Genomic DNA, 12,556 nt, shown 5'->3' with positions numbered 1-12,556 from the left:
CGCACGTCGCCTTTGCCCCAGTCGCCGATATACGCAACACTGGTGTTGTGAAAAGCGGGGGACAGCCGTCGGTCGACGCCCATGAGGGGCAGTCGAGCGGTGACGGCCGCACCCGGGCGAGCGTCGCCCGCCTGCTCATGGAGCAGGGGCCGATCACGGCCACGGCGGTCGCCGCCGAGCTCTCGCTGTCGGCTCCCGCGGTACGGCGTCATCTCGACGCCCTGCTCGCCGACGGTGAGGCCGAGGTGCGGCAGGCGCCGCGCCGCGGTCCGCGGGGCCGGGGGCGCCCGGCTCGGCTCTACCTGCTCAGCGACGCCGGGCGGGCCCGGTTCGGTCACGGCTACGACGACCTCGCCGTGGCCGCGCTGCGCTACCTCGCCGAGCACGGGGGAGAGGCGGCGGTGCGCGACTTCGCGCGCAGCCGGGTCGAGAACCTGCTCGGTTCGGAAGCCGAGCAGGTCGCGGCCACCGACGGGCGCGACGCACGCGCGGGAGCGCTCGCCGAGGTGCTCACGTCCCGCGGCTACGCCGCACAGGCCCGGGAAGCCGGGTCGGGTGTGCAGCTGTGCCAGCACCACTGCCCGGTCGCCCACGTCGCGGCCGAGTTCCCGGAGCTGTGCGAGGCTGAGACCCAGGCGTTCGCCGAGCTGCTCGGCACGCATGTGCAGCGGCTGGCCACCATCGCGCGCGGCGACACCGCGTGCACCACCCACGTTCCGCTGGAAGCTCCCGAAATCCAGCGGGGTTGCACCACTACCACCACGATCTCGACAGGGATCCCCACAGGTACGTCCCTGAGAGGGAGGCAGTCCGAATGACGACCACTCCTGAGGCACTCACCCAGGAGGAGACGCTCGCGACGCTCGGCCGCTACGACTTCGGCTGGGCCGATCCGGACGCCGCCGGCGCTACCGCACGTCGCGGTCTCTCCGCCGACGTCGTCGCCGACATCTCCGCACTGAAGAACGAGCCCCAGTGGATGCTCGACTTCCGGCTCAAGGCACTCGACCTGTTCGAACGCAAGCCGATGCCTCGTTGGGGCGCGGACCTGTCGGGCATCGACTTCGACAACATCAAGTACTTCGTGCGTTCCACGGAGAAGCAGGCCGCCAGCTGGGAGGACCTGCCCCCCGACATCAAGAACACCTACGACAAGCTGGGCATCCCGGAGGCCGAGAAGGCCCGCCTCGTCGCCGGTGTCGCTGCGCAGTACGAGTCCGAGGTCGTCTACCACCAGATCCGCGAGGACCTGGAGGCGCAGGGCGTCATCTTCCTCGACACCGACACGGGCCTGCGTGAGCACCCGGAGCTGTTCAAGGAGTACTTCGGCTCGGTCATCCCGAGCGGCGACAACAAGTTCTCCGCGCTCAACTCGGCGGTGTGGTCGGGCGGGTCGTTCATCTACGTCCCCAAGGGCGTCAAGGTGGACATCCCGCTGCAGGCCTACTTCCGGATCAACACCGAGAACATGGGCCAGTTCGAGCGCACGCTGATCATCGTCGACGAGGGTGCCTACGTGCACTACGTCGAGGGCTGCACCGCGCCGATCTACAAGTCCGACTCGCTGCACTCGGCCGTGGTCGAGATCGTCGTGAAGAAGGGCGGCCGCTGCCGCTACACGACGATCCAGAACTGGTCGAACAACGTCTACAACCTGGTCACCAAGCGGGCCAAGGCCGAAGAGGGCGCCACCATGGAGTGGGTCGACGGCAACCTCGGCTCCAAGGTCACCATGAAGTACCCGGCCGTCTGGCTGATGGGTGAGCACGCCAAGGGCGAGGTCCTGTCCATCGCCTTCGCGGGCGAGGGCCAGCACCAGGACGCCGGGGCGAAGATGGTGCACCTGGCGCCCCACACGTCCTCGACGATCATCTCGAAGTCGGTGGCGCGTGGCGGTGGGCGCACCTCGTACCGGGGTCTCGTGCAGGTCAACCCGCGGGCGCACCACAGCCGCTCCACGGTGAAGTGCGACGCGCTCCTGGTCGACACCATCAGCCGGTCCGACACCTATCCCTACGTCGACGTTCGCAACGACGAGGTCTCGATGGGCCACGAGGCCACGGTCTCGAAGGTCAGCGGCGACCAGCTCTTCTACCTGATGAGCCGCGGGCTGACCGAGGACGAGGCCATGGCGATGGTCGTGCGCGGGTTCGTCGAGCCCATCGCGCGCGAGCTGCCCATGGAGTACGCGCTGGAGCTGAACCGGCTCATCGAGCTGCAGATGGAGGGCTCGGTCGGATGACCGCACGCCTTTCCCACCTGCAGAGAAGGAATCACGAATCATGACCGTTCCGGAGACCGCACCCGAGGTCGCCGGCCTCGCCCCCGAGCTGGAAGGCGCGAAGAAGGGGCAGGGCGAGTCGCCTCTCTCGTCGGCGAGTGAGCGCTTCACCTCCTACGACGTCGAGGCCTTCGAGGTCCCCGGCGGTCGTGAGGAGAACTGGCGCTTCACGCCGACGCGGCGGCTGCACGGCCTGCACGACGGCACCGCGGCGCTTGACGGCATCGTGAAGATCGAGGCCTCCGCCGCCGAGGGCGTCACGGTCGAGACCGTCGACCGCGACGACGCACGGATCGGCGAGGGCGGCATCCCCGCCGACCGTGTCGCCGCGGCGGCCTGGTCCGCGTTCCGTGAGGCCACGGTCGTCACGCTGTCCGGCACCCCGGCACCGGTCACCGTCACGGTCACCGGCCCGGGAGTGGGCGTCACCGCCGCAGGCCACCTGCAGCTGCGCACCACGCCCAACACCGAGGCCACCGCGGTGGTGGAGTACCGCGGGTCCGGCGCAGTGGCCGACAACCTCGAGGTCGTACTGGCTGAGGGGTCACGGCTCATGCTGGTCGTCACGGGTGAGTGGGCCGACGACGCCGTGCACGTCGGCGCGCAGCACATGTCGATCGGGCGCGACGCGGTCCTGCGGGCCACGTCGGTGTCGCTGAGCGGCGACCTGGTGCGGATCAGCCCCACCGTGAAGTACCGCGGCCCGGGCGGCGACGCCGAGCTGGCCGGGCTGGGATTCGCCGATGCGGGCCAGCACCTGGAGCAGCGGCTGCTGGTCGACCACTCCGTGGCGAACTGCACCTCCAACGTGCTCTACAAGAACGCGCTGCAGAGCGCGAAGGGCCTCACCGCCCACACCGTGTGGATCGGCGACGTGCTGATCCGCGCGGCTGCCGAGAACACGCGCACGTTCGAGTTCAACCGCAACCTGGTGCTCACCGAGCACGCGCGGGCCGACTCGGTACCGAACCTGGAGATCGAGACCGGCGAGATCGCCGGTGCCGGCCACGCGAGCGCCACCGGCCGGTTCGACGACGAGCAGCTGTTCTACCTGCAGAGCCGCGGTATCCCGGAGGACGTCGCCCGGCGGCTCGTCGTCCGCGGCTTCTTCGGCGAGATCCTGAGCCGGATCACCCTTCCCGAGCTGCGCGAGCGCCTGGAAGCGGCGATCGAGGCCGAGCTGGCCGTCACCGGCGCCTGACGCACCCAACCACACGGAGCACTGACACCAATGTCCACCTTGGAGATCAAGGACCTGCACGTCTCGGTTGCAACCGAGGACGGCCCCAAGGAGATCCTGAAGGGCGTCGACCTCACGATCCGCGCCGGCGAGACGCACGCCATCATGGGCCCCAACGGCTCCGGCAAGTCGACGCTCGCCTACGCGATCGCGGGGCACCCGAAGTATGAGGTCACCTCCGGTGAGGTCCTCCTCGACGGCCAGGACGTCCTCGGGATGACCGTCGACGAGCGCGCCCGAGCGGGCCTGTTCCTCGCCATGCAGTACCCGGTCGAGGTCCCCGGCGTCTCGACGGCCAACTTCCTGCGCGCGGCAGCCACCGCCATCCGCGGTGAGTCCCCGAAGCTGCGCACCTGGGTCAAGGAGGTCAAGAGCGCGATGAGCGACCTCGACATCGACCCGGACTTCGCCGAGCGCAACGTCAACGAGGGCTTCTCCGGCGGCGAGAAGAAGCGCCACGAGGTGCTGCAGCTCGCGCTGCTCAAGCCGAAGTTCGCGGTGCTCGACGAGACCGACTCCGGCCTGGACGTCGACGCACTGCGCGTCGTGTCCGAGGGGGTCAACCGCTACCGGGCGGGTGGCGACACCGGCGTACTGCTGATCACGCACTACACGCGGATCCTGCAGCACATCACGCCCGACGTGGTGCACGTCTTCGCAGGCGGGCGCATCGTCGAGTCCGGTGGCCCCGAGCTCGCCGAGGAGCTGGAGAAGACCGGATACGTGCGGTTCACCGGGTCGGCCGCCGACACGGCGGTGGCTGAGGCCACAGTCTGATGACCACGGTCGAGGGCGTCGACGTCCAGAAGCTGCGGGCGGACTTCCCGATACTCGCCCGCACCGTCCGCGACGGCCGCCCGCTGGTCTACCTGGACTCGGGCGCCACGTCGCAGCGCCCGCGCCAGGTGCTCGATGCCGAGCGGGCGTTCCTCGAGCAGCACAACGCCGCCGTGCACCGCGGCGCGCACCAGCTCGCCGAGGAGGCCACCGACGCCTACGAGTCGGCGCGGGCGCGGATCGCCGCGCTCATCGGCGCCACGGCGGGCGAGCTCGTGTTCACCAAGAACGCCACCGAGGGCATCAACCTCGTGGCGTACGCGATGAGCAACTCGAGCATCCGCACCGGCCTCGGGCCGGAGTCGGAGCGCTTCGCACTCGGGCCGGGCGACGAGATCGTGATCACCGAGCTGGAGCACCACGCCAACCTGGTGCCCTGGCAGGAGCTGTGCCGGCGCACCGGCGCCACGCTGCGGTGGTATTCGATCACCGACACCGGGCGCGTGGATCTCGACTCGATCGAGCTCACCGAGCGCACGAAGGTCGTGGCGTTCGCGCACCAGTCCAACGTGCTGGGCACAGTGCTGCCGGTGGCGGAGCTGGTGCGCCGCGCCCGCGAGGTGGGCGCACTGGTGCTGCTCGACGCCTGCCAGTCGGTGCCGCACATGCCGGTGAACCTCGGCGAGCTCGGCGTCGACTTCGCGGTCTTCTCGGGTCACAAGATGCTCGGGCCGTCCGGCATCGGCGTGCTCTACGGGCGTGCGGAGCTGCTCGACGCGATGCCGCCGTTCCTCACGGGCGGGTCGATGATCGAGCTCGTGCGGATGGAGCACACCACCTACGCCCCGCCGCCGCAGCGGTTCGAGGCCGGCGTACCGATGACGTCGCAGGCCGTGGGCCTCGGGGCGGCCGTCGACTACGTGAACGCGATCGGCATGGACGTGATCCACGCCCACGAGATGACGCTGGTGCAGCAGACCATCGACGGCTTGTCGCAGGTGCCCGGTGTCCGGATCGTCGGGCCCACCGATCTCACCGACCGCGGCGGTGCCGTCGCGTTCGTCGTCGAGGGCGTGCACGCGCACGACGTCGGCCAGGTGCTCGACGACCGGGGCGTCGCCGTGCGGGTGGGCCACCACTGCGCGTGGCCGCTGCACCGTCGCTTCGGGGTGGCCGCCACCGTGCGCGCCTCGTTCCACGTGTACAACACACCGGACGAGGTCACCGCTCTGGTCGAGGGCGTGCGGGCCGCGCGTGACTTCTTCGGAGTGAGCTGACACATATGCAGCTGGAACAGATGTACCAGGAGATCATCCTGGATCACTACCGGTCGCCGCACGGCGCCGGCCTGCGCGAACCGTTCGACGCCGAGTCGTTCCAGATCAACCCCACCTGCGGCGACGAGATCACGCTGCGCGTGAAGCTCGACGGCGACACGGTCGCGGACGTCTCCTACGAGACGCTCGGCTGCTCGATCAGCCAGGCGTCGGCGTCGGTGCTCACCGACCTCGTCGTCGGCCGCTCGGTCGAGGACTCGATGAAGGTGCTCACGGCGTTCCAGGAGATGGCGCAGGGCCGTGGGCAGGTGGAGCCCGACGAGGACGTGCTCGGCGACGGTGTGGCCTTCGCGGGTGTGGCCCGCTACCCGGCCCGCGTGAAGTGCGCGTTGCTCGGATGGATGGCGTTCAAGGACGCCGTCGTCCGCACCGCGCATGACGGCCGGAGCAAAACGCGCGATGATGCCCGCAAGACGGAGGAGGCACAGTCATGAGTGAGACCGCCGACGACGTAGTGCGAGGCGCGGCAGGCATGCCCGAGCCGCCGGCTCAGCGCGCCGAGGAGCCCTCGATCGAGGACCTCGAGGAGGCGATGCGCGACGTCGTCGACCCCGAGTTGGGCATCAACGTCGTCGATCTCGGTCTGGTCTACGGCATCCAGAGCGCGGGCGGCGTCGCCACCATCGACATGACGCTCACGTCCGCGGCCTGCCCGCTGACCGACGTCATCGAGGAGCAGGCCAGGGCTGCGCTCACCGGCACCGCCGGCTTGGTCGACGACATCAAGATCAACTGGGTCTGGATGCCGCCGTGGGGCCCCGACAAGATCACCGAGGACGGCCGCGAGCAGCTCAGGGCACTGGGCTTCCGCGTCTGAGCCCGAGCACTGCCACCGCAGCACACAACGAACGGCACTTTCGTCCGGTAGGTCCGGACGAAAGTGCCGTTCGTTGTTTGTGGTGATCTTTCTGCGTGGGGTAGATCACAGTTGTGTCGTGAATGAATCTTCTAAGCTGAGGATTCCTTCAGTAAGACTCGTGTAACTGCCATGCAATCGTGAACAAGGGGGAGGTCGATGAGTGGAGGGATCGCTCTCGACAAGCGCGGTAGCCGGCATCGGTTCGTGCCGGGAATCCATTCGACGGTGATCACCATGATCGGCCGCCGGCTGCCGGGTGCCGCTTCCCGGGCCCTGATGATGCTCTCTGCCGGCCCGGCCGGACCGTCCTCCTACGGCCGCCTGAGCCTGCCGCCGTGCTGGATGTGCTGGTCAGTGCGGTCCGTCGGCTTCGCTGTGTGACGGGGCGGGTGCAGGCCCTCTGCCGCCCCGGCTCGACCGCTCCTGCGCCACGGACGCTCCCTCGCTCCCTCGAGATCGGTCGATCGTGCTGATCTGACACATCGCACACGATGTCGGCTGAAGCATCCGGTGTCCATTTCGTAGCCGCCGGGGCATTTTTTCCGAAACTGCTTCCCAGAAATTACTGGCTCGCCGAATCGGGCGGGCCTGCGCTGAGCGCGTATTCACCGACTCTGCTGGACGGATAGAGGAGCGACGCCATGCCCGACGACAGTGACAAGGCGCGGCGCCATTGCCGGCACGCGGCGGTGGGCGGATGAGCGCGCAGGCTCAGGCGTCCGGGCCCGCGGACGCGTCGGCCGGATACACGGCGGCCGAAGCGGTGGCCGTCGCCGATCATGTGCCGTCGAACGCCGGGACGCTGCGTCAGCTGTGGCGGTTCCGTGCCTACGGGCAGGCCGAGTTGCGGTCGTTGCTGGTCGGGGTGGTGATGCGCGGCTGTGAGCTGGTCGCCGATCTCGCCGCCCCCTGGCCGTTGGCGCTCGTGATCGACGACCTGCTGCGGGGTGAGCAGAAGAGCGGCGCGCTTCACCGGGTGGCGGACTGGTTCGGTGGGTCGGCACCGGCCGTGCTCGGCGTGGCCGCGGTTGCCGTTCTGCTGATCACCGTGGCGTCCGGCCTGTTCGACTACCTCGGCGACCGGATCATGAACGGGGCGGGGCAGCGGATCAGCTCGCGCATCCGCTCGGACGTGTTCGGTTACGTGGAGCGACTGCCGCAGAGCTACCACGACCAGCACGCCATCGGCGAGCTGACGAGCCGCGTGGTCACCGACACGGACCGGATCGAGGGCAGCCTGACGGACCTGTTCTCCACGCTCGTGCCGGGGATCCTCGCGCTGCTGGGCACCGCCGTGGTCCTGGTGTCGGTGGACTGGCGGCTCGGGCTGATCACGTTGTGCGCGGCACCGCTGGTCTTCATGACCGCCGTGCGCTACGCCCGCCTGACCAGGGTGAACTCGCGCAAACGACGTGCGGCGGTGGGTGAGCTGACCGGTTTCGTCACCGAGTCTCTCCAAGGCATCCGTACCGTGCACGCGTTCGGCAGCCAGGATCTGGAGGACCACCGCTTCGGGTCGACCAACAGCCGCGTGCTGAGCATCGGGCTGCGCGGGGTGGATCTGAGCGCCCGGTTCACACCTTCGCTGGAGTCGGTGGCGGCGATCGGCACCGCTGTGCTGTTGTTCGTGGGTGGCTACGGCGTGCTGCAGAACTGGTGGTCGGTCGGTCTGCTGGTGGTGGTCACCAACTACTTGCAGAACATCCTCAAGCCGATGAAGTCCCTGGCCAAGCTGCTGCCGAGCTTCACTCAGGCGGCCGCGTCGGCCGAGCGGATCGGGGCGATCCTGGACCAGCCCCGCGAGCACCTCGGACCCGCCCGCGGGCTGCCTCGCCGGGTGAACGGTGAGATCGAACTGTGCGGGGTGGGGCTGGACTACGGACGCGGCCCGGTGCTGACCGGGCTGGATCTGCGGATCCGCGCGGGCGAGCGGATCGCGTTGCTGGGCGACAACGGCGCCGGGAAGTCGACCACGCTGTCGCTGATCGGTGGGCTGTACCGGCCCACGGCGGGGCAGGTCCTCCTCGACGGACTGTCGGTGCCCGACGTACCGGAGCACTGGTTGCATCAGCAGGTGGCGATGGTCCTGCAAGACACGTTCCTGTTCTCCGGGACCCTGGCCGACAACCTGCGCTACGGCCGGCCCGATGCCGACGACGAGGAGGTGGCCCGAGTGGCCGAAGCCGCGCTGGTCAGCGAGTTCGTCGACCGGCTGCCCGACGGGCTGAACACGGTGATCTCCGCGGGCGGGATCGGCTTGTCGGGTGGGCAGCGCCAGCGTGTCGGTATCGCTCGGGCGCTGCTCGTCGACTCACCGGTGGTGCTGCTCGACGAACCCACCGTGGGACTGGACGTCAACGCCGAGGAGCTGGTGGTGCAGGCACTGACGCGCCTGGCTGAGGGCCGTACGGTCATCATGACGACCCACCAGCCGGCATTGACGAGGCTGGCCACCCGCACCGTGTACCTGCGCCGAGGCGGCGTCCTCGACGAGCGGCCCGCGCGGCCGCTCGACGCACTCGTGACAGGGACGCCGGCATGACGAGCGGCAGTTCCCCCGACGAGCACGTGATCATGGTCATCCGGCATGCGGAGAAGCCGGGCCATGGCGATGGCCCGCGCGGCATCACCCCGGACGGGGAAGTCGACAAGCACTCTCTCACCGTGGACGGATGGATTCGCGCCGGTGCGCTGGTCGGCCTGTTCGCTCCGTCCCGAGGGGAACCGCCTGCCGGCCTGCTCCGCCCGGACACGATCTACGGCTCGGGCTTCGGGCGCGGCCAGAGCAAACGATCCGTCCAGACGGTCACTCCGCTGGCAGCCCGGCTCGGGCTCGACGTGGTCAACCGATACGCCGAGGGCGAGGAGGCGCGGCTGACCAAGGAGTTGGCCGCCCGCCCCGGCGCCACGGTGGTGTCCTGGCACCACGAGGCCATCCCCGACATCGCGGGCCACCTGGGTGAGGTCACTCCGGCCCCACCGGCGAACTGGCCGGGCGACCGATTCGACGTCGTCTGGGTCTTCGCCCGCGCCGGCAGCGGATGGCGGTTCGCGCAGGTGCCGCAGTTGCTCCTGCCCGGTGATCTGCCCTATCCGATCGTCGATCCGGACCACACTCGGAAGACCTGAGATCGAGCCCGTGGCAGCTCGGCATTCGGCCCCCATCTGCCGCGGCTCTGCGAAGATCGACGACCGTGATTGTTCGGATCTGCGGCCGGATTGAGATCTTGCGCGGATTCAACCCCTGTATGGGGTATGTCACAGACTTCGCGGATGATGAATTAGCGTGCGCCTATCTGGCGTTCAGCAAACGTTAATGTTGCTGTTCTTGATCAGTCGAGCCATGTGCTTGAGGTCCGACTAGCGACATGTGACTAGGCCGATGAGGGGAGTGGCAGTGACGGCTGTGTCCGAAATGGGGGAGATGGCGCGGCGCCATTGCCGGATCTTGGTGGTGAATCAATGAGCGTGGAGGCGGCGGCAGCCGGAGAGTTGCCGGATCGCGGGCAGGGCGAATCGATTCCCGGCTGGGTGCGCACTGTGGACAAGCGGTCGCCGGAGAGTATCGGGACGTTGCGTCAGCTGTGGAGGTTCCGCAGCTACGGGAAGCCGGAACTGCGGTGGTTGTTGACCGGTGTGGGGATGCGGGGGCTGGAACTGGCTGCCGACCTGGCCACGCCGTGGCCGTTGGCCCTGGTCATCGACGATCTGCTCAGGGGGGAGAACCACGGCGGGCCGTTGCACAACGTGGCCCAGTGGTTCGGTGGGTCGGCGATTGCCATGCTCGGAGTGGCAGCGGTCGCCGTTCTGCTGATCACGGTGGCGTCCGGCGTGTTCGATTATCTGGGTGACCTGTTCATGAACGGGGCGGGCGAGCGGATCAGTTCGCGCATCCGTTCGGACGTGTTCGGTTACGTGGAGCGGCTGCCACAGGATTACCATGATCGCAATTCGATCGGCGAGCTGACCAGTCGGGTCGTGACCGATACCGAGCGTATCGAGGGCAGCCTGACGGACCTGTTCTCCACGCTGGTGCCTGGAATCCTCGCGCTTCTGGGAACCGCTGTGGTGCTGGTTTCGGTTGATTGGCGGCTCGGCCTGATCACGTTGTGCGCGGCCCCGCTGGTGTTTCTCACCGCGGTTCGTTACGCGCGCCTGACCCGGGTGAACTCGCGTCAGCGTCGTGCAGCTGTGGGTGATTTGACCGGTTTTGTCACCGAGTCGCTGCAGGGTATTCGCACGGTGCACGCGTTCGGCAGCCAGGCGGTGGAGGATCGGCGTTTCGGTTCGACCAACGACAAGGTGCTCAGCATCGGGCTGCGCGGCGTGGACCTGAGCGCCCGGTTCACCCCGGCGCTGGAGTCGGTGGCGGCGATCGGCACCGCGGTACTGCTGTTCGTGGGCGGGTACGGCGCCTTGCAGAACTGGTGGTCGGTCGGTCTGCTGGTGGTGGTCACGAGCTACCTGCAGAACATCCTCAAGCCGATGAAGTCGCTGGCCAAGCTGATGCCGAGCTTCACCCAGGCCGCCGCGTCGGCCGAGCGGATCGGCGCGATCCTCGACGAGCCTCGTGCGCACGTGGGGTCGGCCCAGGGGCTGCCCACCCGTGTCACCGGCGAGATCGAGTTGCGCGGCGTGGGTCTGGACTACGGACGCGGTCCGGTGCTGTGCGGCCTGGATCTGAAGATCGAGGCGGGTCAGCGGGTGGCGCTGCTGGGGGACAACGGGGCCGGCAAGTCCACCGTGCTGTCGCTGATCGGCGGGCTGTACCGGCCCACCGAGGGCAAGGTGCTGCTCGACGGCCTGTCGGTGCCGAACGTGCCCGAGCACTGGCTGCACCAGCAGGTGGCGATGGTCCTGCAGGACACCTTCCTGTTCTCCGGAACGCTGGCCGACAACCTGCGCTACGGCCGGCCGGACGCCACGGACGAGGAAGTGGCCCGGGTGGCCGAGGCCGCGCTGGTCACCGAGTTCGCCGACCGGCTCCCCGACGGGCTGAACACCGTGATCTCCGCAGGTGGGGTCGGGCTGTCCGGTGGGCAGCGCCAGCGTGTCGGCATCGCCCGCGCGCTGCTGGTCGACTCACCGGTGGTGCTGCTGGACGAACCCACGGCGGGACTGGACGTGGTGGCTGAGGAGGTCGTGGTGCAGGCACTGACCCGGCTGGTCGAGGGCCGGACGGTCATGATGACCACTCACCAGCCGGCGCTGACCAGGCTGGCCACCCGCACGGTTCACCTGCGCCGGGGTGGCGTGCTCGACGAGGCCCCGTCGCGTCCGGCTCCGGAAGTGGCAGAGGCGGTTTCGGGGGTGCTCGGATGATGTCTGCTACGAGCAACATGTGGCTGCTGGACGAGCCTGTCGAGGCCGAGCAGGTGATCATGATCATTCGCCACGCGGAGAAGCCCGGCCGTTCGGGCAGTCCGAAGGGCGTCTCACCGGAGGGGGAGTTCGACAAGCACTCCCTCACCGTGAACGGGTGGCTCCGGGCAGGGGCGTTGGTCGGGCTGTTCGCCCCCGCCCGGGGAGAACCGCCGTCGGGGTTGTACCGGCCGGACACGGTCTACGGCCCGGCGCACCGGGAGGGCCACAGCAAACGATCGGCGCAGACGGTGACGCCGCTCGCCGCCCGGCTCGGCCTGGACGTGGTCCAGCGCTACGCCGTCGGTGACGAGGCGGCACTCGCCGGCGAGCTTCGGGCCCGTCCCGGTGCCGCCCTGGTGTCGTGGAAGCACGAATCCCTCCACAAGATCATCGAGAACCTCGGCGAGGTGAGCCCGGCTCCGCCCGAGCACTGGCCCAGCGACCGCTTCGATGTCGTGTGGACCTTCACCCGCCACGGCACCGGCTGGCGGTTCGCGCAGGTCCCGCAGTTCCTGCTGCCCGGTGACCTGCCGTATCCGATCGCCGACCCGGACCCGGTCGACGACCGGATCAGCGCCTGACGACCTGAGCGCACCGGCGGGGCGGGCGACGCGATCACTGCGTCGTCCGCCCCGCCGGCTGTGGAACGGAGGGGTTCTCGGCCCGTACGTGCATCGGGACGAGCCGGCCTGCGGGCC

11 protein-coding genes are annotated in these 12,556 nt (G+C 69.0%); all 11 read left to right on the top strand.

What is annotated here, in order from left to right:
- Positions 1-47 precede the first annotated feature (47 nt).
- The 11 genes from MMF94_RS18790 to MMF94_RS18740 all read left to right on the top strand — a co-directional run bounded on the left by MMF94_RS18790 (position 48) and on the right by MMF94_RS18740 (position 12,439).
- Positions 48-818, top strand: coding sequence for a helix-turn-helix transcriptional regulator (locus MMF94_RS18790; RefSeq protein WP_379660588.1), 771 nt, complete (start codon positions 48-50; stop codon positions 816-818).
- On the top strand, positions 815-2,242 hold the full coding sequence (sufB, locus tag MMF94_RS18785; protein WP_241038236.1) for a Fe-S cluster assembly protein SufB: 1,428 nt from the start codon (positions 815-817) through the stop codon (positions 2,240-2,242). The genes MMF94_RS18790 and sufB overlap by 4 nt, the downstream gene beginning before the upstream one ends.
- A 40-nt stretch (positions 2,243-2,282) precedes the next feature.
- On the top strand, positions 2,283-3,482 hold the full coding sequence (locus MMF94_RS18780; RefSeq protein WP_241038235.1) for a SufB/SufD family protein: 1,200 nt from the start codon (positions 2,283-2,285) through the stop codon (positions 3,480-3,482).
- Positions 3,483-3,512: 30 nt separating this feature from the next.
- Positions 3,513-4,298, top strand: a complete 786-nt coding sequence (gene sufC, locus MMF94_RS18775; RefSeq protein ID WP_241038234.1) for a Fe-S cluster assembly ATPase SufC — start codon at positions 3,513-3,515, stop codon at positions 4,296-4,298.
- The gene (locus MMF94_RS18770) at positions 4,298-5,575 is read left to right on the top strand and encodes a cysteine desulfurase (protein WP_241038233.1); all 1,278 of its coding nucleotides are present in this window, start codon (positions 4,298-4,300) and stop codon (positions 5,573-5,575) included. The genes sufC and MMF94_RS18770 overlap by 1 nt, the downstream gene beginning before the upstream one ends.
- A 5-nt stretch (positions 5,576-5,580) precedes the next feature.
- Positions 5,581-6,069: a Fe-S cluster assembly sulfur transfer protein SufU gene (gene sufU, locus MMF94_RS18765; protein ID WP_241038232.1), complete on the top strand. Its 489-nt coding sequence runs from the start codon at positions 5,581-5,583 to the stop codon at positions 6,067-6,069.
- Positions 6,066-6,452 carry a metal-sulfur cluster assembly factor gene (locus MMF94_RS18760; RefSeq protein WP_241038231.1) on the top strand — a complete coding sequence of 129 codons (387 nt, stop codon included), beginning with the start codon at positions 6,066-6,068 and terminating at the stop codon, positions 6,450-6,452. Before sufU ends, MMF94_RS18760 begins: the two co-directional genes overlap by 4 nt.
- A gap of 739 nt (positions 6,453-7,191) precedes the next feature.
- Positions 7,192-9,036: an ABC transporter ATP-binding protein gene (locus MMF94_RS18755; protein WP_241038229.1), complete on the top strand. Its 1,845-nt coding sequence runs from the start codon at positions 7,192-7,194 to the stop codon at positions 9,034-9,036.
- Positions 9,033-9,623, top strand: a complete 591-nt coding sequence (locus MMF94_RS18750) for a hypothetical protein (protein ID WP_241038227.1) — start codon at positions 9,033-9,035, stop codon at positions 9,621-9,623. Before MMF94_RS18755 ends, MMF94_RS18750 begins: the two co-directional genes overlap by 4 nt.
- 333 nt (positions 9,624-9,956) lie before the next feature.
- Positions 9,957-11,816 (top strand): ABC transporter ATP-binding protein, encoded by a 1,860-nt coding sequence (locus tag MMF94_RS18745; RefSeq protein ID WP_241038225.1) that lies wholly within the window; start codon positions 9,957-9,959, stop codon positions 11,814-11,816.
- Entirely contained in the window at positions 11,813-12,439 is a 627-nt protein-coding gene (locus tag MMF94_RS18740; protein WP_241038224.1) for a hypothetical protein, read from the top strand. Before MMF94_RS18745 ends, MMF94_RS18740 begins: the two co-directional genes overlap by 4 nt.
- Positions 12,440-12,556: the final 117 nt, after the last annotated feature.

Source organism: Pseudonocardia alaniniphila (assembly GCF_022524485.1).
Taxonomy (GTDB): domain Bacteria; phylum Actinomycetota; class Actinomycetes; order Mycobacteriales; family Pseudonocardiaceae; genus Pseudonocardia; species Pseudonocardia alaniniphila.
This window is presented reverse-complemented; position numbering and strand designations above follow the sequence as displayed.